General features: G+C 42.8%; 24 protein-coding genes and 1 pseudogene. 8 read left to right on the forward strand and 17 right to left on the reverse strand.

What is annotated here, in order from left to right:
- Positions 1-69: 69 nt before the first annotated feature.
- Entirely contained in the window at positions 70-831 is a 762-nt protein-coding gene (locus ACFOHL_RS03215) for an exodeoxyribonuclease III (RefSeq protein ID WP_376918753.1), read from the reverse strand.
- Between the two features lie 136 nt (positions 832-967).
- Between ACFOHL_RS03215 and ACFOHL_RS03220 the strand changes: the two genes are divergently transcribed.
- Positions 968-1,336, forward strand: a complete 369-nt coding sequence (locus tag ACFOHL_RS03220; RefSeq protein ID WP_376918754.1) for a DUF4870 domain-containing protein — start codon at positions 968-970, stop codon at positions 1,334-1,336.
- A 60-nt stretch (positions 1,337-1,396) separates the two neighbouring features.
- Here ACFOHL_RS03220 and sucD read toward each other — a convergent pair whose 3' ends face one another.
- The 8 genes from sucD to sdhC all read right to left on the reverse strand — a co-directional run bounded on the left by sucD (position 1,397) and on the right by sdhC (position 11,284).
- Positions 1,397-2,269 (reverse strand): succinate--CoA ligase subunit alpha, encoded by an 873-nt coding sequence (sucD, locus tag ACFOHL_RS03225; protein ID WP_376918755.1) that lies wholly within the window; start codon positions 2,267-2,269, stop codon positions 1,397-1,399.
- Entirely contained in the window at positions 2,269-3,435 is a 1,167-nt protein-coding gene (gene sucC, locus ACFOHL_RS03230; protein WP_376918756.1) for an ADP-forming succinate--CoA ligase subunit beta, read from the reverse strand. Before sucC ends, sucD begins: the two co-directional genes overlap by 1 nt.
- A gap of 130 nt (positions 3,436-3,565) precedes the next feature.
- Positions 3,566-5,047: a 2-oxoglutarate dehydrogenase complex dihydrolipoyllysine-residue succinyltransferase gene (gene odhB, locus ACFOHL_RS03235; RefSeq protein ID WP_376918757.1), complete on the reverse strand. Its 1,482-nt coding sequence runs from the start codon at positions 5,045-5,047 to the stop codon at positions 3,566-3,568.
- 9 nt (positions 5,048-5,056) lie between these two features.
- On the reverse strand, positions 5,057-7,882 hold the full coding sequence (locus tag ACFOHL_RS03240) for a 2-oxoglutarate dehydrogenase E1 component (protein ID WP_376918957.1): 2,826 nt from the start codon (positions 7,880-7,882) through the stop codon (positions 5,057-5,059).
- Positions 7,883-8,069: 187 nt separating this feature from the next.
- Positions 8,070-8,780 (reverse strand): succinate dehydrogenase iron-sulfur subunit, encoded by a 711-nt coding sequence (locus ACFOHL_RS03245; protein WP_376918758.1) that lies wholly within the window; start codon positions 8,778-8,780, stop codon positions 8,070-8,072.
- A gap of 14 nt (positions 8,781-8,794) precedes the next feature.
- Positions 8,795-10,567: a succinate dehydrogenase flavoprotein subunit gene (gene sdhA, locus ACFOHL_RS03250; RefSeq protein ID WP_376918759.1), complete on the reverse strand. Its 1,773-nt coding sequence runs from the start codon at positions 10,565-10,567 to the stop codon at positions 8,795-8,797.
- A gap of 1 nt (position 10,568) precedes the next feature.
- Positions 10,569-10,916: a succinate dehydrogenase, hydrophobic membrane anchor protein gene (gene sdhD / locus ACFOHL_RS03255; protein ID WP_376918760.1), complete on the reverse strand. Its 348-nt coding sequence runs from the start codon at positions 10,914-10,916 to the stop codon at positions 10,569-10,571.
- On the reverse strand, positions 10,910-11,284 hold the full coding sequence (gene sdhC / locus ACFOHL_RS03260; RefSeq protein WP_376918761.1) for a succinate dehydrogenase, cytochrome b556 subunit: 375 nt from the start codon (positions 11,282-11,284) through the stop codon (positions 10,910-10,912). Before sdhC ends, sdhD begins: the two co-directional genes overlap by 7 nt.
- Before the next feature lie 430 nt (positions 11,285-11,714).
- Here sdhC and ACFOHL_RS03265 point away from each other — a divergent pair, with 430 nt between their 5' ends.
- Together ACFOHL_RS03265 and ACFOHL_RS03270 are read left to right on the forward strand one after the other, a co-directional pair.
- Entirely contained in the window at positions 11,715-12,995 is a 1,281-nt protein-coding gene (locus ACFOHL_RS03265; RefSeq protein ID WP_376918762.1) for a citrate synthase, read from the forward strand.
- A gap of 63 nt (positions 12,996-13,058) precedes the next feature.
- Positions 13,059-13,475, forward strand: a complete 417-nt coding sequence (locus ACFOHL_RS03270; RefSeq protein WP_376918763.1) for a DUF3429 domain-containing protein — start codon at positions 13,059-13,061, stop codon at positions 13,473-13,475.
- Positions 13,476-13,479: 4 nt separating this feature from the next.
- On the opposite strand, the gene ACFOHL_RS03275 is transcribed toward ACFOHL_RS03270, so the two are convergent.
- The 3 genes from ACFOHL_RS03275 to ACFOHL_RS03285 form a co-directional block, all read right to left on the reverse strand.
- Positions 13,480-14,937, reverse strand: coding sequence for a phosphomannomutase CpsG (locus ACFOHL_RS03275; RefSeq protein WP_376918764.1), 1,458 nt, complete (start codon positions 14,935-14,937; stop codon positions 13,480-13,482).
- Between the two features lie 68 nt (positions 14,938-15,005).
- Positions 15,006-15,860, reverse strand: a complete 855-nt coding sequence (locus ACFOHL_RS03280; RefSeq protein ID WP_376918765.1) for a pirin family protein — start codon at positions 15,858-15,860, stop codon at positions 15,006-15,008.
- A 2-nt stretch (positions 15,861-15,862) separates the two neighbouring features.
- The gene (locus tag ACFOHL_RS03285; RefSeq protein ID WP_376918766.1) at positions 15,863-16,819 is read right to left on the reverse strand and encodes a glutathione S-transferase family protein; all 957 of its coding nucleotides are present in this window, start codon (positions 16,817-16,819) and stop codon (positions 15,863-15,865) included.
- A gap of 108 nt (positions 16,820-16,927) precedes the next feature.
- On the opposite strand from ACFOHL_RS03285, the gene tcdA reads away from it, so the two are divergent.
- Complete coding sequence (gene tcdA / locus ACFOHL_RS03290; RefSeq protein ID WP_376918767.1) at positions 16,928-17,722, forward strand: tRNA cyclic N6-threonylcarbamoyladenosine(37) synthase TcdA; 795 nt, start codon at positions 16,928-16,930, stop codon at positions 17,720-17,722.
- Between the two features lie 7 nt (positions 17,723-17,729).
- Here tcdA and ACFOHL_RS03295 read toward each other — a convergent pair whose 3' ends face one another.
- A complete protein-coding gene (locus tag ACFOHL_RS03295; RefSeq protein ID WP_376918768.1) occupies positions 17,730-18,371 on the reverse strand; it encodes a DedA family protein in 642 nt (213 codons plus the stop codon).
- A gap of 161 nt (positions 18,372-18,532) precedes the next feature.
- Here ACFOHL_RS03295 and ACFOHL_RS03300 point away from each other — a divergent pair, with 161 nt between their 5' ends.
- Positions 18,533-19,477, forward strand: coding sequence for a LysR family transcriptional regulator (locus ACFOHL_RS03300; protein WP_376918769.1), 945 nt, complete (start codon positions 18,533-18,535; stop codon positions 19,475-19,477).
- Positions 19,464-19,871, forward strand: a complete 408-nt coding sequence (locus ACFOHL_RS03305) for a hypothetical protein (RefSeq protein WP_376918770.1) — start codon at positions 19,464-19,466, stop codon at positions 19,869-19,871. Before ACFOHL_RS03300 ends, ACFOHL_RS03305 begins: the two co-directional genes overlap by 14 nt.
- 10 nt (positions 19,872-19,881) lie before the next feature.
- On the opposite strand, the gene ACFOHL_RS03310 is transcribed toward ACFOHL_RS03305, so the two are convergent.
- The 4 genes from ACFOHL_RS03310 to ACFOHL_RS03325 all read right to left on the reverse strand — a co-directional run bounded on the left by ACFOHL_RS03310 (position 19,882) and on the right by ACFOHL_RS03325 (position 22,987).
- Positions 19,882-20,355, reverse strand: a complete 474-nt coding sequence (locus ACFOHL_RS03310; protein WP_376918771.1) for a DUF2919 domain-containing protein — start codon at positions 20,353-20,355, stop codon at positions 19,882-19,884.
- Positions 20,356-20,388: 33 nt separating this feature from the next.
- On the reverse strand, positions 20,389-21,261 hold the full coding sequence (locus tag ACFOHL_RS03315) for a class I SAM-dependent methyltransferase (RefSeq protein WP_376918772.1): 873 nt from the start codon (positions 21,259-21,261) through the stop codon (positions 20,389-20,391).
- A gap of 274 nt (positions 21,262-21,535) precedes the next feature.
- Positions 21,536-22,510, reverse strand: a complete 975-nt coding sequence (locus tag ACFOHL_RS03320) for a 5'-methylthioadenosine/S-adenosylhomocysteine nucleosidase (protein WP_376918773.1) — start codon at positions 22,508-22,510, stop codon at positions 21,536-21,538.
- Between the two features lie 90 nt (positions 22,511-22,600).
- Entirely contained in the window at positions 22,601-22,987 is a 387-nt protein-coding gene (locus tag ACFOHL_RS03325) for an MAPEG family protein (RefSeq protein ID WP_376918774.1), read from the reverse strand.
- Between the two features lie 369 nt (positions 22,988-23,356).
- On the opposite strand from ACFOHL_RS03325, the pseudogene ACFOHL_RS03330 reads away from it, so the two are divergent.
- Together ACFOHL_RS03330 and ACFOHL_RS03335 are read left to right on the forward strand one after the other, a co-directional pair.
- Positions 23,357-23,791, forward strand: a pseudogene (locus ACFOHL_RS03330) (cytochrome-c peroxidase); the annotation flags it as partial.
- Between the two features lie 18 nt (positions 23,792-23,809).
- Positions 23,810-24,220: a cytochrome-c peroxidase gene (locus ACFOHL_RS03335; protein WP_376918958.1), complete on the forward strand. Its 411-nt coding sequence runs from the start codon at positions 23,810-23,812 to the stop codon at positions 24,218-24,220.
- Positions 24,221-24,227 lie beyond the last annotated feature (7 nt).

Here is a 24,227-nt window from a genome sequence, read left to right on the forward strand (position 1 = left end):
AACGTGTTTTCGATGCTAAAAGTGTCTAGCACCACAATAAAAAATGTAGCGCTAGACACTTATTAGCGATTAGGCCATCGTAACACTCACAGGGCAATGATCCGAACCGTAAATTTCGTTGTGTATTTCAGCGCTTGACACGCGATCTTTAATACTCTGAGAAACTAAAAAGTAATCTATCCTCCAGCCTACATTTCTCTCCCTAGCACCTGCTCGGTAACTCCACCAAGTGTACTTAGCTTCTTCGTGATGTAGTAAGCGAAATGTATCGACAAAGCCTGCGGCACACAAGTTATCGATGCCATCAATTTCTTCCTGCATGTAACCTGCACTTTTGTTGTAATTTGGTTTTGGACGCGCCAAATCAATATCTTTGTGCGCTACGTTTAAATCCCCACAAACGACAACAGGCTTGCCTTTCTCTAACTCTTTTAAATAGTTTAAAAAGTCTGCATCCCATTGCTGGCGATAGCTCAGACGTTTTAAGGCGCTTCCCGAATTTGGCGTATAAACAGTTACTAAATAATAGTCTTCAAACTCTGCACACAAAACACGCCCTTCTTGGTCATGCTCTTCTATTTGAATATCTTTACTCACGCTCAATGGTGCTTTACGAGTGATTATTGCTGTACCCGAGTAACCTTTTTTTATCGCTGAATTAGTGAATATCTCGTAGCCTGATAAATCTTGTAAGGCCTCAAGGACTTGTTCATCTTGCGCCTTAGTCTCTTGCAAGCAAAGAACATCACAGTCTAGAGCGGAAAAAGATCCCCAAAAATCTTTTTTCAGTACCGCCCTCACTCCATTTACGTTCCATGACACTAACTTCATACTCTGTCTCTCTGCAATTAGAAATCGATAAGGTGATGATTATACTTTACATTACAAGGCGATTGACACTATTGTATTGGAGTTAATTGAGAAAGTGTCAGGTAAGGTTCTTCGCGTCAATAAAAAGGAGAGAGTAATGGACAACCTAGAAGAAAATTTTAAGCCTTGGGGAATGGAGTTAAAAGTGTATTTGATGTTGATGCACTTAAGTACATTAGCTGGCTTCGTCATTCCATTTGGAGGGCTCATCCTTCCCATTGTAATGTGGGTGACAAATAAGGAAAACAGCAAAGATATTGATGAGCATGGAAAGGTAGTAATGAATTGGGTGATAAGCGCGATCATCTACTCAATTATTTGCACAATCCTTACTTTCATTCTAATTGGTATTTTAGGGTTTATCGTATTGGGGATATGCGCACTGGTTTTCGCAATAATAGGCGCGATTAAAGCAAATGACGGTATTCTCTGGCATTACCCACTTAGTATTAAATTTTTTAAATGAATCAAAAAAGCTCGGTATCACAACCGAGCTTTTTACATCGTTCCATTTCAGTAAGTACGCTTACCAGCCAGTGATTTCTCGCAAGCCCTTGCCAATATCAGCAAGTGAGCGAACTGTTTTTACACCTGCATCTTCAAGTGCTTTAAACTTATCGTCGGCTGTGCCTTTACCACCAGAAATAATTGCTCCAGCATGCCCCATACGCTTACCTGGAGGAGCAGTAACACCAGCAATGTAAGACACAACAGGCTTGCTTACATGCTCTTTGATGTACTGAGCGGCTTCTTCTTCGGCGGTTCCGCCAATCTCACCAATCATGACAATCGCTTCTGTTTCTGGATCCTTTTCAAACAGGGCTAGAATGTCGATAAAGTTAGAGCCTGGAATCGGATCGCCACCTATACCCACACAACTAGACTGACCAAAACCTTCATCAGTGGTCTGCTTCACGGCTTCATAAGTTAATGTACCGGAACGAGAAACAATGCCAACTTTACCCTTTTTATGGATGTGGCCTGGCATAATACCAATCTTACATTCGTCTGGCGTGATCACACCTGGACAGTTAGGCCCAATCATACGAATGCCTTTGCGATTTACATATTCCTTACAGTAAAGCATATCGATTGTTGGAATGCCTTCAGTTATACACACTATCAATTCGATACCTGCATCAGCCGCTTCGATAATAGAATCTTTACAGAATGGCGCAGGAACATAAATCACGCTTGCTGTAGCACCTGTTGCCGCAACGGCTTCTTTAACAGTATCAAATACGGGTAAACCAAGGTGCTCAGTACCACCTTTACCAGGAGTAACACCACCGACCATCTGAGTACCGTAAGCAATTGCTTGCTCTGAGTGGAAAGTACCTTGACCACCAGTAAAGCCCTGACAGATAACTTTAGTATCTTTATTAATTAAAACGGACATTATTTACCCTCCGCAGCAGCAACTACTTTTTGTGCAGCGTCCGTTAAGGACTCCGCAGCAATGATATCAAGATCGGAACCGGCCAATACCTCACGTCCTAGATCAGCATTTGTCCCTTCTAAACGCACAACTACTGGTACATTCACGCCTACTTCTTTTACCGCACCAATAATACCTTCAGCGATCATGTCACAACGGACGATTCCACCAAAAATATTGACTAGTACTGCTTTTACATTATCGTCAGACAGAATGATTTTAAATGCTTCTGCCACGCGTTCTTTTGTCGCGCCACCACCTACATCGAGGAAGTTAGCTGGCTTTCCACCATGAAGGTTAACGATATCCATGGTGCCCATTGCCAATCCTGCACCATTGACCATACAGCCAACGTTACCGTCAAGTGCAACGTAGTTTAGTTCAAACTGCGCAGCGTGTGCTTCACGTGCATCTTCTTGCGAGGGATCGTGCATTTCACGCACTTTGGGTTGACGATACAAGGCATTGCTATCGACACCTAACTTAGCATCAAGACAGTGTAAATTGCCGTCTTCTTTGATTACTAGTGGGTTGATTTCGATTAATGCAATGTCTAAATCTTCAAACATCTTAGCTAAGCCAAGGAATATTTGTGTGAATTGCTTAACTTGTACGCCTTTAAGACCTAGCTTGAAAGCAATCTCTCTTGCTTGGAATGGTTGAGCGCCTACTAGGGGATCGATTTCAGCTTTTAAGATTTTTTCTGGTGTTTCTTCTGCTACTTTTTCAATTTCAACACCACCCTCTGTCGAGGCCATGAATACGATCTTACGAGAAGTCCGGTCTACGACAGCACCTAAGTACAACTCTTGTGCAATGTCTGTACAAGACTCTACAAGAATTTTACTTACTGGTTGGCCATCAGTGTCTGTTTGATAAGTGACTAAGTTTTTACCCAACCAGTTTTCAGCAAAGGCTTTAATGTCTTCTTTATTTTTAAGTAACTTAACGCCGCCGGCTTTACCACGTCCGCCCGCGTGCACTTGGCACTTAACAACCCATTCTTCGCCGCCGATGCGGTCTGCTGCTTCAACAGCTTCTTCTGGAGTATCAGCAGCATACCCGTCAGATACCGGCAAGCCGTACTCTTTGAATAGCTGTTTACCCTGATATTCATGCAAATTCATGGTGATTTATCCGATCTTTTAGAGTGATTGACTAGGATCTAGTCAGGTTAAGGGACATCGAAATCGCCGTTGATTTCGACGCTATTTTGTTTAAATAAAGGAGCCGTTGGCTCCTTTATTTATGCATTTATCAAACATCCAACAATAGTCGTGTCGGATCTTCGAGCATTTCTTTTACGGTAACCAAGAAGCCAACCGACTCCTTACCGTCAATGAGCCTGTGGTCATAAGACAATGCCAAGTACATCATTGGAAGTATTTCTATCTTACCATCTACAACCATCGCGCGCTCCTGTATTTTATGCATACCTAATATCGCGCTTTGCGGTGGATTGATAATAGGTGTAGACATCAGTGAACCAAAGACACCGCCATTCGTGATGGTAAAGTTTCCACCTTGTAACTCGTCCAATGATAACTTACCGTCGCGACCTTTAATCGCAAGCGTTTTGATGCCTTTTTCTATCCCTGCCATACCTAAGGTATCACAGTCTTTAAGCACTGGAGTAACTAGTCCACGAGGCGTAGATACCGCGATAGAAATATCAAAATAGTTGTGATAACAAATATCATCGCCGTCTAGTGAGGCGTTCACTTCTGGATAACGTTTTAAGGCTTCTGTTACGGCTTTAACGTAAAAAGACATAAAGCCCAATCGAATGCCGTGACGCTTTTCAAAACTCTCTTGATATTGCTTACGCAAATCCATGATGGGCTTCATGTTGACTTCATTAAAGGTTGTCAACATTGCTGTAGAGTTTTTAGCTTCTAACAAACGGTTTGCAATAGTTTTCCGCAAGCGTGTCATCGGTACACGTTTTTCAGTGCGGTCACCCAGCACAAGACTCGGAGCGCTATCCGCTGGTGCACTAGCAGACGGCGTCGGCGCTGCTTTCAAGTGCTTTTCTACATCTTCTTTCGTGATCCTGCCACCTTTACCAGTGCCTTTCACAGAAGCAGGGTCAATGTCTTTCTCTGCCAACAAGCGTCTTACAGAAGGAGACAAGGCATCTTCATCACCGGTACTCTCTGTTGCAGGTGCCGCTGCACTTGGCGCTGAAGCTTTTGCGCCTTCTACAAACTTCGCTATGACTTCTTCTGCAATAACCGTCGCGCCTTCTTCTGCCAAAATTTCACTTAACGCACCATCGGCTGGTGCAACCACTTCTAGCACGACTTTATCCGTTTCGATATCAACAAGATTTTGGTCGCGGCTGACTGGCTCTCCGACTTGGACATGCCAAGTTGCAATGGTTGCATCAGCAACAGATTCAGGCAGTACTGGTACGTTGATATCGCTTACTTTTTGCGAGCCTGTGTCTGCTGATACTGATGGCGAAGCAGTTGGAGCATCAGGAGCTGGGGTTGCTGCGCCTGCTTCTTCGATGCTACCTATAACTTGCTCACCCAGTACTGTCGCATCATCTTCAAACAAAATCTCTCCGACTACACCATCCGCGGGTGAGACTACTTCTAGAACGACTTTATCTGTTTCGATATCAACAAGGTTTTGGTCGCGCGTCACTTTATCACCTGCTTTAACATGCCATGTGGCAATCGTCGCGTCTGCGACAGACTCTGGTAATACGGGAACTTTTATCTCATGTGCCATCGGCTCTTCCTATTTTATCGTGAGTGCGTCTTCGACCAACGCTTTCTGTTGTTGACTGTGGATTGCGGCGTACCCTACTGCTGGAGAAGCAGAGGCAGCACGTCCCGCATAAGTGAGTTTTGCACCTTTTGGAATTGATTCCCAAAAATGGTGTTGACTGCAATACCAAGCGCCTTGATTTTGTGGTTCTTCTTGGCACCAAACCCAATCTTTTACATGACTGTATTGCGCAAAAATTTCATTAATTTCTTGTTGCGGAAATGGGTATAACTGTTCTATTCGGATAATGGCAATATCTTTTTGCTCGCGCTTACGCCGCTCTTCCAACAAATCGTAATAGACTTTACCGGAACACATCACCACACGTTTTACCTGTTGAGCATCAATTTCATCTATCTCTTCGATGACGTTGTGGAACACACCACTTGCTAACTCATCGATAGAGCTCACTGCTAGTGGATGACGCAAGAGTGATTTTGGTGACATCACAATTAAGGGTCTACGCATTGGACGCACCATTTGACGACGTAGCATAGAATAAACTTGAGCAGGGGTTGATGGTACACACACTTGCCAATTGTGATCAGCGCACATCTGTAGGAAGCGTTCAAGTCTAGCCGAGCTATGCTCAGGCCCTTGTCCTTCGTATCCATGCGGAAGTAATACAACTAAGCCGCACAAGCGCCCCCATTTTGCTTCACCTGAAGACAAAAATTGATCGAATACGACCTGTGCACCGTTGGCGAAATCACCAAACTGGGCTTCCCATATTGTTAAGGTCGTTGGTTCGGCGGTGGCATAACCATATTCGAAGGCCATGACCGCTTCTTCAGACAGTACAGAGTCATATATTTCAAACTTACCCTGTTCCTCTGAAATATGCTGTAAAGGAATCAGTGTAGAAGCATCATCTTGATTGTGTAAAACCGCATGTCGGTGAAAGAAAGTACCCCTACCGGAATCTTGACCGGTGATACGGATATTTGTGCCCTCTGCTAACATAGACGCATAGGCTAGATTTTCTGCCATTCCCCAATCGAGTAGTCGCTCCCCCGCTATCATTGATTTGCGGTCGTTATAAAGCTTATTGACCCTTGATTGCAAACGATACTTTTCCGGCACATTTGTAATGGCATGCCCCAGATTGACAATGGTATCTTTTGTTAATGTGGCGTTGTAATCCACATCCCAATCATGGCCAACAAAAGGACTCCAATCGACAGAATGCTCAGTCATGGGTCGCCATTCTTCAACAACACAGGCCCCATGATCCAAAGCCGCGCGATACTCAGTGACTAACTTGTCTATGTCATGCTGCTCGATGGTACCCTCTGCGATCAATTGATCGGCGTATATTTGTCTAGGAACTGGGTGTTTCTTGATTTTTTGATACATTAACGGCTGCGTCGCATTTGGCTCGTCAGCTTCGTTGTGACCATGACGACGATAACACACGAGGTCAATTACGACATCGCGCTTAAATTTATTACGATAGTCCAAGGCTAATTTGGTCACGAAAATGACAGCTTCTGGATCATCAGCGTTAACGTGAAAAATAGGCGCTTGTACCATTTTCGCGATATCAGTGCAGTACTGGGTAGAACGCGTGTCTTCAGTTTTTGACGTGGTAAAGCCTACTTGGTTATTTACGACAATGCGAACTGTACCACCGACCGAGAAGCCTCGCGTTTGCGACATGTTAAATGTCTCTTGGACAACACCTTGACCCGCAATTGCAGAATCGCCATGCACAGTGATAGGTAAAACTAAAGAGCCATCTTTGCAGCCTCTTCTTTCAAGCCTAGCTCTGACTGAGCCTATCACCACAGGATTAACAATTTCCAAGTGGGAAGGGTTAAACGCTAGGGCTAAATGCACGTCTCCGCCTGAAGTTGCAAAGTCAGACGAGTAACCCGCATGGTATTTGACATCCCCTGCTCCCAACGAGGCATCGTGCTTGCCAGAAAATTCGTCAAATAACACTGAGGGGTTTTTACCGAGTACATTTACCAGTACGTTTAAGCGACCGCGGTGAGCCATACCCAGTACAACTTCTTTTGCGCCAGCGGCCCCTGCTTCACTTATTAGAGACTTGAGCATTGGAATAAGCGAATCACCGCCTTCCAAGGAAAATCGTTTAGCTCCTGTAAACTTTGAGCCTAGATATTTTTCCATGCCGTCAGCAGCGATTAGACCTTTAAGAATTTTAATCTTGTCTTCACGCGCCAAAACTGGTTTGGCTTCTACGGATTCTATCCGATGTTGCAACCAACGTTTTTGCTCGGTATCCGTAATATGCATATATTCGGCGCCAATCGAGCCACAATATGTGCGATTAAGTGACTTAAATAGATCACCAAGCTTTAACTTTTCGGCCTCTACCGCGTACGAGCCAAGGCTAAACATAGTATCAAAGTCAGCTTCACTTAAGTTGTGATGTGACAACTCCAGATCGCGTACGCGTTCTTGCTTCCACAACCCTAGTGGGTCTAAGTTTGCGTGCTGATGCCCTCTAAACCGGTAAGCATTGATTAACTGCAGAACTTTGACTTGTCTCTCGTCAGAGGGCGTATCACCTGATGCAATATTGCCGTTTCCAGCACGAGCAAGAGGCCCCAATGCGGCCATCTTCTTAAAATCGTCGCGAATAATAGAATGATTGGATTCAACAGCAACACCATCGACTTTGGGGAGGTCATCAAATATTTGTCGCCAGTTTTCAGGAATATTTTGCGGGTTATCAAGATAAGCTTCGTATAACTCTTCAACATATGCAGCATTTCCGCCAGCCATATGGGAAGAATCCCACCACGCTTTCATCGCGCTATTTTGCATCATTTAGCCTTGATCTTTGTTGATTACTATATTGTATTCTAAGTAGTTTTCTTTTTAAATCTTACACAGCCATATCGGCAGCATTTTTTTACACTTTATTTGTTCAATTGCAAAAAAAATAGCCATCCACACTTGGATAGCTATTTCATTTGTCAAATTAATCTGTTGAACAAGCTACTAATTCCAATTACATTGCTCTTTGAAGTAGCATTGACTTTATCTGACCAATGGCTTTAGTTGGATTTAGCCCCTTAGGACAAACACTCACGCAGTTCATGATACTGTGGCAACGGAACACACTGAACGCATCATCGAGATCACCAAGACGTTCGTCAGTCGCCGTGTCACGACTATCTATCAAGAAGCGATACGCATGTAACAAACCAGCTGGTCCGATAAATTTATCGGGGTTCCACCAGAATGACGGGCAAGATGTTGAACAGCAGGCACAAAGAATACATTCGTATAAGCCATCTAACTTCGCGCGTTCTTCTGGCGACTGTAAATGTTCTCTTGCCGGCGGCTGCTTGGCATCATTGATCAAATAAGGTTTGATCTTTTCATACTGCGTGTAGAACTGAGTCATATCGACAACAAGGTCTCTTACTACCGGTAAGCCTGGTAGAGGACGTACAACGATTTTGCCTGAGCCCAAAGCAGAGATAGGCGTGATACAAGCTAGACCATTTTTGCCGTTCATATTGACGCCGTCAGAGCCACAAACGCCCTCACGACATGAACGTCTAAACGACAAGGTAGGATCTTGCTCTTTTAGCGCCAACAGTGCATCAAGCACCATCATATCCTGCCCTTCTTCGACTTCTAGGGTATAGTCCTGCATATGGGGTGCATCATCCACATCAGGATTGTATCGGTATATCGAAAAGTTTAATTGCATATTGACTACTCCCCTTAGTATGTGCGCGCTTTAGGAGGGAATGCCTCTCTGATTTTCGGCGACATATTTACATCTCGCTTACGCATAGATTCTGTTTCTGGCATGTATATAGAGTGACACAGCCAGTTTTCATCATCACGCTCAGGGAAATCAAAACGACTGTGCGCACCGCGACTTTCGGTTCTGAAGTTTGCAGCAACGGCTGTGCTATATGCAGTTTCCATCAAGTTGTCGAGCTCTAAACACTCTATACGTTGTGTATTGAAGTCACTGCTCTTATCATCAAGACGCGCATGCTTCAGTCTCTCTCGTATTTCCGACAACTCTTTGAGTCCTTCGGCCATAGCATCGCCTTCTCTGAATACCGAGAAGTTGAGTTGCATACACTGTTGCATGTCTTTTTTAATTTGGACGGGGTCTTCTCCCTTGCCTTTTTCTGACGATTCCCATCTATTGAAACGGGACATAGCAGCATCCAGATCGCTTTCTGAAGCGTCAGACTTCACATCAATTTCATCTAGACTTTGCCCTAGATGTAGTCCGGTCGCTCGGCCAAATACGACTAAATCAAGCAGTGAGTTTCCGCCTAGCCTGTTGGCGCCGTGTACAGATACACATGCAATTTCACCACAGGCAAATAATCCTTCGAGTGGTTTTTCGTTACCTTCTGCATCGACAGTGATAACCTGACCGTCCACATTAGTGGGTATTCCGCCCATCATGTAATGGCAAGTTGGTATTACCGGTATTGGCTCTTTAACAGGATCAACATGCGCAAAGGTTCTGGACAACTCCAATATGCCTGGCAAACGGGATTCAAGTACTTCTTTACCCAAGTGATCTAATTTGAGTTTAATGTGTGTACCCCAAGGACCTTCACATCCACGGCCTTCTCGAATTTCTGTCATCATTGAACGCGCGACTACGTCTCGTCCAGCAAGATCTTTGGCATTCGGCGCGTAACGCTCCATAAAGCGCTCGCCATCTTTATTGAGTAGATACCCGCCCTCGCCACGACAACCTTCTGTCACCAGTGTACCTGCGCCAGCAATACCGGTTGGGTGGAACTGCCACATTTCCATGTCTTGTACCGGTGCACCAGCACGCAATGCCATACCCACACCGTCACCCGTGTTAATATGAGCGTTTGTTGTAGACGCATAAATACGTCCTGCGCCACCTGTCGCTAATACGACTGCTTTAGATTTGAAGTAAACAACTTCGCCAGTTTCAATGTCAATAGCCGTACAACCGACAACTTGACCTTGCTGGTTTTTAACTAAATCAAGCGCATACCATTCACTAAATACGGTCGTTTTATTTTTTACGTTTTGCTGATACAGCAGATGAAGCAAGGCATGGCCTGTTCTGTCAGCAGCAGCTGCAGTTCGCGCGGCTTGTTCACCGCCAAAATTTTTTGATTGACCACCAAATGGACGCTGATACACTTTACCGTTTTCGAAGCGAGAAAACGGCAGACCCATGTTTTCCATTTCAATGATGGCTTCTGGTCCAGTTTTACACATGTATTCGATTGCTTCTTGATCACCGATGTAATCAGAGCCTTTTACTGTGTCATACATGTGCCATTCCCAATTGTCTTCATGGCTATTGCCCAAGGCAACAGTAATGCCACCCTGTGCAGAAACAGTATGAGAACGTGTTGGGAAAACTTTTGATAACAATGCGCAAGTCTTGCCGGATTCTGAAATTTGCAGTGCCGCTCGCATTCCTGCGCCGCCGGCACCGATGACAACTGCGTCAAATTCATGTACTGGTAATGTCATGCTATACACCCCACAAAACAAATAATCCAACCGCTACATAAGCAAAAGCGATCAGGTTTAAAACATATTGCAACACCATGCGCAAGCGAGGGGCTTTTACATAATCAGTAAGTACTTGCCACATACCTATTCTGACGTGAAGCAAAATAGCAACTAAAGTGGCTAGCGTGAAAGCTTTCATGTAAACAGAGGCGAACACTTCTTGCCATTGCGCATAGGTATCCAATGGGTGGCTACAAAAGACATAAAGCATGTAAATTGTAAACGCAAAAATGATCGCTGCACTCGCTCTGAGCGTGACGTAGTCTTGGATACCGTTTCGTTTAATACCCGCTTGATTAGTTACCATACCACCACCCCAATCAATACTGTAAGTACAAGCCAAGCACCAATAGCAATATTCGCGCTCAACGCTCCTGAAGATAATTCTTCCCAATATCCCATATCCATAATCACATGGCGAATACCGCCAATAATATGGTAAGCAAGTGCTGATAAGGTTCCGATAATAACAAACTTACCGAAACCACTTTGCATCACATCTTTGACGTACAAAAATCCATTTTCTGACGATAAGGATGTTGCCCATGCCCATAAGACAAAAAGAAGTGCGAAGAACATCGCGACACCGGTAATTCGATGCAAAATGGAAGCCCTACCTGCTGCAGGGAGCTTTATCGTAGTTAGGTCTAGATTTACTGGTCTTTGTTTTTTCACAATAAAAAGCCTGTGGTTGGATCTATTAAATACAATACGGATAAACGCAATCTGTATTCAAACTTTGCTAATATTTACTGAACATTCAGCAAATAAATATGTTAATCAAATGTGAAATATTAAATTTTATATTAACACAAATAACCCTTACTTTTCAGTGGGTTCGAAATATACCAACCCACGCCCTGCATATCAACGAATTGTTACAAGAATAATGCGGGTATGCGCGATACAAGTGTAAAGTGTTATATCCATATATTTTATTAAGAATAAATATCGAACAGAAATGCATTTAAATTGACTTCCTGCAACAATACCAGTAAAAATATCGACACTTTTCCCACCAATGTGAACAATTTGCCAACAAAATTAAACAAATTTCACATTTAATCCGTTTAACACGGAGTTCATTTAACTAGGAGAGTAATGCATGTCAAACGATACTGCCAAGCTGATAGTCGGTGACAAAGAAGTCGAGTTACCCATTCTTGAAGGTACCGAGGGTCACTCGGTTATCGATGTAAGAAGTTTAGGTGCCAACGGGTACTTTACCTTTGACCCCGGCTTCATGGCGACAGGATCATGTGAATCGGCAATTACGTTTATTGACGGCGCGAAGGGCGTTTTATTGCACCGCGGATTTTCAATAGAAGACCTCGCTCGTGACGCAGACTACCTTGAAGTTTGTCATATGCTTCTTCACGGCGAAGCCCCATCTTCTGAACAGTACAAAGAGTTTAAAGAAACCATCACCCGCCATACCATGGTGCATGAACAAATCAATATGTTCTTTCACGGGTTCAGAAACGATTCTCACCCGATGGCAATGTTGTGTGGCACAGTAGGTGCGCTATCTTCTTTCTATCACAGCGACTTGGATGTATCGAATCCCGAGCAACGCAAACGTTCAGCTCATCGTTTGATTGCTAAAATGCCCACGCTAGTAGCCATGTGTTACAAGTACAACATTGGTCAACCTTTTGTTTATCCTCGAAACGATTTGAGCTATGCCGGTAACTTCTTGAACATGATGTTCTCCGTGCCTGCTGAAGAGTACAAAATTAGCCCAGCGGTTGAGCGGGCTATGGATCGTATATTTACGCTGCACGCTGATCACGAACAAAATGCGTCAACATCAACTGTTCGTTTGGCAGGTTCCTCAGGTGCGAATCCTTATGCGTGTATTGCGGCTGGTGTCGCGTCGTTATGGGGCCCTGCTCACGGTGGTGCTAACGAGGCCTGCCTAACCATGCTTGAGGAAATTGGCTCCGTTGACCGTATTCCAGAATTCATTGCCCGAGCAAAAGACAAAAATGATCCATTCCGTTTAATGGGCTTTGGTCACCGTGTTTATAAAAACTACGACCCTCGTGCGACAGTCATGCGTGAAAGCTGTCATGAAGTATTGGCAGAGTTAAAGGTCGACAATCCGCTGCTTGAAGTCGCTATGGAACTTGAGCGTATCGCATTAAGCGACCCTTATTTTGCCGAGAAAAAATTATTCCCTAATGTTGATTTTTACTCTGGTATCGTCCTAAGTGCCATTGGTATACCAACAAATATGTTTACTTGTATTTTTGCACTTGCACGTACTGTTGGTTGGATTTCACACTGGCATGAAATGATGAGTCAGCCTGGCCAAAAAATTGGTCGTCCTCGTCAGTTATATACGGGTGAAACGAAAAGAGATTACGTACCTATCGAAAAATAGTGCGAACAAGCTTGGGTAGTATCTGCATTGATGCTACCCAAGCATTTCAGGTTTATCATATTTATGCCAATTTCAGCAAAAGTACTCGCTTATCTAGGTTTAATACCATTCATTGGCATCCCCATACTCATATTTTCTGAATTACTTTCTGCCTACTCGGGCTATGTTTATTTTGTACAATACTCTGCGATTATTCTGTCTTTTTTTGGCGGAATTCATTGGTATGACGCACTCCAAAAAAAACGAACTAATCACCAACTTTATGTATCGATGGCGCCAAGTATCGTAGCTTGGGGAGCGTTAATATTTTTAGAGGGCAGCATGTTGCTGAGCGTGCTTTCAATCGCGTATATTGCAATACTGATGTACGACAAGTACAACCTAGAATTAGAAAGGCAAGTCGTAATCGAATATACCTTTCTAAGAATAGTGCTGACAACATTAGTGGTACTGTGTCATTTTTTAATGGTGTTAATCTAAGCCATTACTCGCTTTTTATTAAGGCTTCTAGTTCAGCGGTTTTTTGCTGCATCAACGCAAGGTCGTTTTTGGACTCTACATTTAGCCGAATAACGGGTTCAGTATTTGACTTACGCAAATTGAATCGCCAGTTATCAAATTCCAGACCCACGCCATCTGTTTTATCTATCACAACCGCGTCGTCTTGATACTCTTCAACAATTTTCTTGATCGTAAGGCCTGCATCCTTTACCTTAAAATTAATTTCACCAGAAGAAGGAAACGCAAGAATTCTCTCCTTCACCATGGAAGATAAGGGCTTTTTAGTGATACAAAGCATTTCTGCGATAAGTAACCAAGGGATCATGCCTGAATCACAATATGCAAAATCTCGGAAATAGTGGTGGGCACTCATTTCTCCACCATAAATTGCATCTTCTTTACGCATACGCTCTTTAATAAAAGCGTGTCCAGTTTTCGACTTGATTGGTTTGCCACCCGCACTCTTAACAATATCTTCTGTATTCCAATACACGCGGGGATCGTAGATTATACTGGCTCCCTTTTCTTTATGCAGAAAAGCTTGTGCAAGCAGACCAACAATATAATAGCCTTCAATAAATTCGCCATCCGCGTCAAATAAAAAACAACGGTCAAAATCGCCGTCCCAAGCAATACCCATGTCTGCATTGTGTGCTTTTACCACATCCGCGGTATCTGCTCTTGCATCAGGGAGTAGAGGGTTAGGAATACCATTGGGGAAGTCACCGTCGGCTTTGTGATGAACCTTAATAAATTCGACAGGAACATTTTGTTTCTCAAAGAGTAGCTCTAAAGCATCAATCACGTGACCTGCAGCACCGTTGCCCGCATTGACCACGAGCTTTAATGGGGTGAACTTGGCAAAATCCACATAAGTACTTAAGTGCATTAAATAATCGTTAACACAACTTTTTCTTTCGTATTGCTTAGTTTCTAACAGTTTTTGTTCACTCACCGTTGATACGCCGCGAATAAATGCTTCATCCTCAACTAATCCATCTGATGATAACGCTTCTAAGCGCGCAATCACCTCGTCATCATCATAGGTTTCTGCCAAGGCCTTTATTGCATTTAATCCGCTATCACCGCTAATTGGCACCGATTCGGCTTTCACCAATTTCATCCCATTGTAGTTAATTGGGTTATGACTGGCCGTGACTTCTATACCACCATCTACACCGAGAAACTTAGTCGCGAAATATATCTCTTCCGTGCCCGCGAGGCCAATGTCAGTTACAAACGCGCCGCCATCAATTAACCCCGCCGATAAGGCAAGTTTTAACGGTTTCGAGGTATGTCTCACGTCTGCACCCACCACAACCGTTTTTGCTTGTAAATATGAGGCAAATGCTTTCCCGATACGATATGCCACATTTTCATTCAGCTGAGATAATAATTCGCCACGAATATCGTAAGCTTTAAAGCAAGTTATTGTTGTCATCCTAATCTTGTTAATCTAATTTAGTTACTTATGAAGTAAGGCCATCATATTCACAAACGTACGGCTAATCAACTTGTCAATCTTCCCGCTCTATAATCATCCAATGCTTGTTCAATTTCAGACTGGCTATTCATAACAAACGGACCGTATTGCGCCACTGGCTCACCGATTGGCTTAGCACTGACAAATATTGCTTTTCCATCACTACCATTTTGTCCCTGAATTTCAAGGATATCATTAAATTCCAGCACGCCTAACTCTCCTTCTTGCAGTGTATCTTGACCGATTTGCAAGCTACCATCATAAACGTAAACAAACCCTTGATGACTGGAATCCACATCAATACTCACGCTATCATCATGGTATAAATGAATATCAAAAAAACGAGGAGATACCGCATGTGTTTTAATCGGTCCGCTCACGCCCTTGTAAGAACCAGCCAAAATTCTAAGCTTACTCGATTTGTCTAGTTCGTTGGAGGCATTGCCAATACTGAGTTCAGGTACTTGATGACTCTGAATATCCTCATATGCAGGTGTAGACATTTTTTCACTGGACGGTAAGTTCACCCAAAGTTGAAATCCTCGCAATTTGCCCTCTGTTTGTTGGGGCATCTCTTCATGTATTATGCCTTTTCCTGCATTCATCCATTGCAAGCCTCCATCTTCAATTACGCCTTGATTGCCAACAGAGTCTTTGTGTCCCATTTTCCCTTGCAACATATAAGTGACGGTTTGAAATCCTCTATGGGGGTGCGAGGGAAAACCGGCTATATAGTCACTGGCTTGATCCGAGCCGAACTCATCCAACATCAAAAAAGGATCTAAACGCTTTAGTTCACGCTGTCCAATTACACGTTTGAGTTTCACGCCCGCGCCGTCTGATACCTCAAGACCTCTCACTATTTGCTTAACCGTAGTCATATTCACTTTCCTCTATTGTGTGGTGTGTTTAAGGAAATTTCAGGGCCTTTCGGCACTACTTGGCTTGGATTTATCGTCGTATGACTATAATAGTAATGGCGCTTTATATGATCAAAATTGACGGTTTCAGCAACACCTTCAATTTGGTAGAGCGCCTTCATATACTCGTAGATATTTGGGTAATCAGCGATTCTTCTGAGATTACATTTAAAATGCCCTACGTAGACCGGATCAAAGCGTATTAAGGTAGTGAATAAGCGCCAATCAGCCTCAGTGATCGAGTCTCCCGTTAAATAAGGTCTTATTGCCAATATTTCCTCTACTTTATCTAAGGCTTTAAAAAGCGCGACAACGGCGTCACTGTATGCTTCCTGAGTTGTGGCAAAACCCGCTTTATACACACCATTGTTGATACTGTGATAAACAAAATCGTTGATTTCATCAATGCTTGACTGCAACTCGTTGGGGTAATAGTCATCTTGGTTGCCAGTCAGATCATTAAATGCAGAATTAAACATTCTAATGATATCTGCTGACTCATTACTGACTATCGTGTTGGTCTTCATGTCCCAAAGTACCGGTACAGTAACGCGTGTTGTGACCTCAGGCTCTGCCTTTGTGTAGACTTGATGCATGTATTCAAAATTAAACAATGCATCGCCGGTTGCACCATCATAGTCTCCGAATTCCCATCCATTGCTCAGCATGTCAGGACTGACAATCGATACGCCGATATGAGCTTCTAGCGACTTTAACTTTCTGAAAATGAGTGTTCGATGAGCCCATGGACAAGCCAAAGAAACATAAAGATGATATCGCCCAGACTCAGGGGGGAATGCCGCTCCTTCTTCGTTGCTAATGGTATTTCTAAAAAGCGAATCCTGACGAACAAATTTGCCATTGCTGCTTTTAGTATCGTACCATTGGTCTTTCCAAACACCTTCAACTAGTAATCCCATAATAATCTCCGCATTTAAAAGTAGTGTTAACTGAATGAATAAATTAAACCATCTAATTAATCGAATAAAAATGTTAAATTTTCGCTTAAAACTTTCGAATAAATAGATATGTCTTATCAAACTCGATTTTCCGGTATTCGTCGCTTATACGGGTCAGTAGGAGCAGAACGTTTAAAAAATGCACATGTCGCAGTTGTTGGCTTGGGGGGAGTAGGTTCTTGGTCTGTTGAGGCACTTGCGCGCACAGGCATTGGCCAGCTCACCTTGATAGACTTGGACGACATTGTAGAATCTAACATCAATCGGCAACTGCATGCCCTTAGCAATACACTCCACTCAACAAAGGTTGACGAAATGACCGCTCGCGTATTGCAAATCAACCCAGACTGCAAAGTAAATGCTATTGAAGACTTTGTTACCAAAGAAGGGGTTTCCCGTTATCTGGGAACGCAACACGATGTCATTATTGATGCTATCGATGCAGTGGCAGTAAAAGCTGCAATGATCGCTTTTGCGAAACGAAACAAAATAAAAATAATCACTGTCGGCGGCGCTGGAGGGCAAACCAATCCACTATTAACTACCAAAGGTGACCTCGCAAAAACGATTCAAGACCCTTTGTCAGCAAAAGTGCGAAGTGAATTGCGCAGGCTTTATAATTTTAGTAAAAACCCCAAACGCCGGTTTGGTATTGAATGTATTTACAGCACAGAACAACTCAAATTCCCAACCCCTGACGGGGGTGTAAGTCAACAAAAACAGCAAGCACAAGGCAGTGGTAAAATGGATTGTTCGACTGGGTTTGGTGCCTTTGTCGGTGTGACTTCAAGCTTTGGTATGCTTGCCGCTAGCCGAGCAATCGACCACTTGGTTAAGCTAGACCGCCCAACAGGCTCTAATTAGAAACCAACTAACCGTGTTTGTTTTTTTGTGCCGCTTTTTTAAAATCAAAATATGCCGCAACAATCAACCAGATAAAAACAGCCGTAAATAAAAAATAAGGGTTTTCTGCCATTGCCATCACTTGCTCACTCAAAATAGCGGTTCCTGCTATCAACAATAAATAGTACGGTAGATTAAGCAAGCCAGCAAACAAGATCACTTTGCTGCTTTTATTGTCCGCCCCTTGAGCGAACATAAAAAACGCTAGCGAATTAATATGGATCATAGCGAGAAGAAGGTGTTTTAGCTTAGTTTGCTGTGATTGAACCGAGGTATTTCCAAAACGTTTACCAAGGAAAAAATTGATACCTGATCCTAAGGTAGCCGCCAATACCATTGCAATCGTCATATACGCAATCCCCAAAGGGCTTGGATTTGCACCTACAACCAGCACCACAGCAAAAAATTGACCGGGAAAATAAAACCCCACATACAAAATCGACTCTAGTAAAATTATAATAAAAACAATGAAATAAAAACCTGAATCCAAATGCTTGGTGATATTTTCCAGTATTTCCTGTCCTGGCGGTAAAATGTGTAGGCTAACGAGAATACTGAGTAGAGAAAGTGCAACTAAGGCACTTAAAGGTAAAAAAACATTATATTTCATTAATTTCTCAGAATGTTATTAGAGCGGAATTATGTTTTTGGTCATGTAGTCTAATATGTCGAATTGGCTAGAAGAGTTTATGGTTAGTTGATCTTATTGTATTACGTTTTTTTCATTTGCATAATGACAAGCATATATTCAGCCAAAATAGGACTCTCAGCTTGTACCGACCCAAAAGTACTTTAGAACAATGGCGTATTTTGCAAGCTGTTGTAGATTATGGCGGTTACGCGCAAGCGGCAAAGGCACTCAATAAATCGCAATCATCTTTAAATCATGCTGTTACCAAACTCCAAGACCTACTAGACGTAAAAATACTGGAAACGGTAGGTCGAAAAGCCGTGCTGACAGAGGCGGGAAAAGCCCTGCTTAGACGGTCTAGGGACCTAACCAATAGTGTATCATCACTTGAACAACTTGCCGTAAACATCAATCAAGATTGGGAGCCTGAAATCACGCTAGCATTGGATTTAGCTTTTCCACGAAACACAATCTATCAAGCGCTCAAAACATTCATGCCCGAAAGTAGAGGCAGCCGACTACGCATAATTGACACCGTATTAACCGGTACTTTGGACGCGATTACGTCAGCCAGTGCCGACATAGTAATAAGTCTAGCTTTACCAAAAGGCTATCTTGGCGAACCTATTCGTCATATTGAGTTTGTCTTAGTTTGTCATCCTAAACACTACCTTGCTTCACTGCCACAACCTATTTCTACCGAAACCCTTAGTCAACATTTGCAAATAGTGATCTCTGATACATCTGACAGCCCCAAGGAGAATCAAGGTTGGCTAAAATCTGAGCTCAGGTGGACAGTTAGTCAGTTTGATTCAGCGATTGATTTGCTCCGTCAAAACCTTGGTTTTTGCTGGCTGCCACTCCACAAAGTAGAACATTTGTTGAGCACTGCTAAACTGACGCGTTTGTACTTGCAAGGCAGCAGCTACAAACAGTCATCTGCGTTTTTGGTTATTCCAAAGCCTGAGCACAAAGGTCCTGGTGTCTGTTTGTTGGAAAAACTTATTTTACAACAACGTGAGATTGATTTACTTTGCTATGAAAATGCCTCCCAAAAGAACAAAATTGACCATGGAACAAAGTGAACTAGACAAACTAATGAAGTGCAGTGCTGAAGATGCCGTCTCTACCGCACAACTTGAACTTGCCATTACCTTAGACTATTCCCCCGATAGTATTCAATACGTAGACAAGGCGATATTAGGTTTTCTGGATAAATTTTCACATGTAGCATTAGAAGATAAGGCGGTGTTTACGCTTTGCAATATATTTGGTGCATACATCGGAGAAGTGTTCAAAAAGCTTGCCAATGGTACATGGATTTATGCAACAGACAAGTCAGATGCCCCATCTATTTATATGAAAGTGGATGAACACACCTTTGCCTTTGCGGGTGTCTGTTTCGAGAAACTCGTACGTAACCAAAATGTCAGTATTGAAAGTTACTTTGCTAATGCCTTGGGACAAGTCAAAAACTGACTCTATCCATTTATTTTAGAGGCTTTGACCAGTCTTTTCTTAAATGCCGTATGTGTTTGCTTTTTAACACGTAAGATAAAGCAAGGACTGCCCCCCCTAAAGTCAGTGCTCTTGAGATTGAAAAGCTATACGATAATTTATTCACAATATAAATTTGTAAGCTTAAATCGATTAAGCTTGCCATGACTAACAACGCAAACAAAAAAGAAAATAAACGCTGTTTTGATTGTTGCCATATGGAATATCGTCTAGATAATAAAACTAGCGCAAGAACAGCTGGAACCGCAGACATGAGTGACAAATAAAAATCATACTTTTCTGGATAAAAAATTTCCATCATTCTGCTGCTATCATTCGGTACTGATAGTGCCACAACAAAAATGACAATGCCTCGACAAAAAAACAGCAATACAAAATACAAAAATAAGGGAGGCTTTAAACGCCCCCCTTCATCGTAATGACTGAGTGGAAACTCCAACTGCATAATATGACTTCACTCACCAGATATGTAAATCAGTTACTTTTTCTTAAACAGCAAGGTCATCCTATCGCTTTCGCCAATAGCATCGACTGCTGCACGTTTTTCGGCGTCATCCCCTACGCCGTTGTAGCTAGGGGGTAAGCGCCACACTATATCGGACTCTGTTGGTTTGTCCTTTTCATTGGCATTGACTTCACTACTCGCCATCAATTCAAAACCAGCTTTCTCAAAAGCGTTTATCACCAATGATTGTTTTAAATAGCCACGGCTACCATCTGCCCATTCATCAGATGCTGATTCAGGTGCTCGATGTTGTACTACGCCCACTAATCCATCTTTTTTCAAAAGCTTATATGCAGTATCAATTGCTTGCGTCATTGTTCCTGCTTGGCTCTCAAAGCGGTTTAAATTGTGTAAAGCCCGAATGAATAGTACGCGATCAAGCGTGGCGTATGCACTTTTGGGCGCTGAAGCAAAAGTAAACCCAGAGGATCTAATACCATTATCCGTAAACTTGGCAATCTGTTCTGGGAACTTAGTCGTACCTTTAACTAATTCTTGAATACGGTCTTCACTGAAGAAACCAAATAGAGCCCACATGTCATCATTGTAGTTGATACCATGTAACTCGCCCTCTTTACCTAAATATGGAGCCAGTATTTTTGAATACCACCCCCCACCAGGCAGCGCTTCGGCTACCTTCATACCTGGCTCGACTTGGAAAAACGACAACGTTTGCACTGGATGCCTATGTACGTCTCGAGCGCGTTCTTTTGCACTTCGATCAAGTACAATTTTTGCAAGTGCTTCATTGCCATCATGAGCAATAGACGAAAAGCTAAAGCATGTCGCACAAACTAATGCCATTGCAGGCAAAATGGTTCGGGATAATTTATGTGTATTTATCAATGCCGTCTCCTTATTTCTGATTCGTTAAACGTGATTATTCTATGAGGCAGCTTTAGATTACGGCACTGTATCTCAATAGCCGCTATATATGCGAACAGCCACAAGCGCCTAGTCGCTGTATCTCATTTATACGTCTGATATACAGACACAAAAGTATAGTATGAATAAACACCAAGTTTACATATCAGAAACATTTGCTTACCTTTTAATACCGCTTAGTGAACTTTAACAGCACAAGCCATGCGGCATTTAAAAATTTACACATAAAGCAATATTACTGTGCTACCAATTCATCAATAGTAGCAAACAATACTTTTGCCCCTACAATCGATGCCGCTTTATCATAAACGTCTTCTTCGTTTAAGCCCTCTTGTCCGCCAGCTAAATCACTCACCGCGCGGATCACTACCCAGTCTATGTCGTTCACGTATGCAACCTGCCCCACCGCGGCAGATTCCATTTCTGTGACTTCAGCATTGAATACCCGTCTGACCCATTTACGATATTCTCGATTATCTAAAAATACCGATCCTGTCACACCATTTCCACCGACATATAGCTTAGCATTGCGCTCATCGCTCACTGCCTGTGGAGGCATTTTTTCAATTGCTTTGCGCGCTGCATCTAAAAGTCTCGGGCTAGCTGCAAAATATGCGTGATCTTTAGGTTCAGACATACCGTCTTTAATCACGACGACCTCATCAGGATGAATAAAAGCAAAAGGCTCATAGTTGGGAATATGTGGATCAAGCACTCGCCTTTCATCTTGTTTTTTCAAAAACTCAGAATAATAAGTCGGCGGGATATATTCGCCAGGGTTTTGAGGGTCAGGATTTACATAGACACTTTCGTCGTGATAGTACCAACGCTCTGCTACTACCACATCTCCTGGATGAAGCTCAGGATTAACAGCACCAGCAATGCCCATATACAAGACTTGCTTGATTGGGTAGTAATCAAATGCCATTTGCATCGTCATAGCAGCATTGGCAATACTCATACCGGTAGCGAAAAGAACAATGGGTTCTCCCTTATACTCGCCAAAATAATAGGTCACACCTTTTTTTACTTCGGTTTTATTAATACTTGCATCAGGTAAAGCCTCAATAGTGCGCATCACACCTTCCATTTCTGGTGCATATGCAACCACTAATGCTGTATATTCGGGCAGCTTGTTCTCAGGTTTTACGGCTTGATTTTCCCCGCATCCTTGTAAAAATATAATAAAAACAAATAGTAAGCGTTTCATGTAGTTTCACTCCAAAAATAAACTTAGTGAAGCTTAGCAATTCTCACACCAAAACCTGTCCAAATGGTCAAGTTATAGTATAAAGTAGTCTTATTGTACCAAGCTAACGATTGCCCCAATCAAACCACCCAATACGAGTGCTACGTTTGCAAAAAATCCCATCACAAAGCCAGGTGCGCGTTTTTTCGGGTCGTTAACGTAACTAAAATAATATAGTGGGCGGCCAATCACGAATAGTAGTCCAATAGCAGCAGCAATTGTTGGGCTAACAAACGTCGCAAAACCCCATAGAGCGGGTAAAAATATTATAAGTTGTTCAAGTGTATTCTGCTGCACGCGGTACATTCTTTCCCAAGTAGCATTACCAGAAGTTGCAGGTGCGGGAAGCTTAAACTTCTCGCGACCAAATCCTACCTTAAAAGTGAAAAACATGTACTCAAGCAGAGCCACTGTTGTAATTATTGTTGGAAATTCCATGGTATACCCTTTGTTGAAATAATGTGAATAACTGCCTCTACTTGTTCAATGGATATATGACCATTGAACGTAGATGATTGTACGATTTCGTATAGTTTTTTCTGCTAACAATGCTAACTATTTGACGATACATTTTAACGGTTAAATTTGTTTTTTAAACAGGTTGCTTTGCATATCTCAGCGAGAATAGCATAGCGAAGGCAAACCTGAATTGATAGCAGGACGCAGTTGTACATAATTAAAAAACTTTATGTTTTCGGATTCTTTTTGATTCTGGTTTGTCTCTCGTTGGGCACACGAGCAAGTAGTTCTAAAGAAACGTTTATCAAGCCAGAGTTTATCCCCTTCCCCTCATACAATCCTTATACCGTGGAAAAAGCAGCGCTGGGCAAAATGCTGTTCTTCGACCCAAGACTAAGCAAAAACAAGAATATGACTTGTGCGACGTGCCATAATCCAAGCTTCGGTTGGGAAGATGCAACGGCGCTTTCCATTGGCGCACAAAACTCTAAGCTACCTAGACACTCCCCGAGTATTATCAATGCCGCATGGGGAAATAGCTTCTTTTGGGATGGTAGAGCCAAGAGCCTTTAAGAGCAAGCACTGGAGCCGATAGAAAGCCCGATTGAAATAAACTTACCGATTCAAGTAGCAGTGTTTAGGTTATCACAAATACCCTATTACCAAGATTGGTTCACCAAAGTATTTGGTGATGAAGGTATTTCTGCTAGCACAATAGCAAAAGCAATTGCGACATTTGAACGAACCATTGTGTCGGGCGTTTCGCCCTTCGATAGATGGATTAAAGGCGAAGAAACGGCTATTTCTGAAACCGCAAAACAAGGGTTCAGGCTTTTTACTGGAAAGGCAAAGTGTATAAACTGCCACACCGGCTGGAACTTTACTGACCAAGCCTTCCATGACATTGGTCTACCGGGAAGTGATTTAGGTCGTGGCGCATTGACCCAAAACGAACAAGACAATTTTGCTTTCAAAACACCTAGCCTTCGAAACATAGCACAACGCGCGCCCTACATGCATGATGGTCGATTCAACACATTAAGAGATGCAATTGTCAGTTATATATCAGGCGCTAAAAACGATAGGCCAAGCTTATCGCCAGAAATGCAAGTCATCGCGCTCAGTTCTGAGGAAATAGAGGCCATTGAACGGTTTTTAGAATCTCTCACCAGCGAAGACAAAGAAATTACACTTCCATTACTGCCGTTTTAAGGGAATA

The sequence above is a fragment of the Agaribacter flavus genome, from assembly GCF_042646125.1.
In the GTDB taxonomy this organism is placed as follows: domain Bacteria; phylum Pseudomonadota; class Gammaproteobacteria; order Enterobacterales; family Alteromonadaceae; genus Glaciecola; species Glaciecola flavus.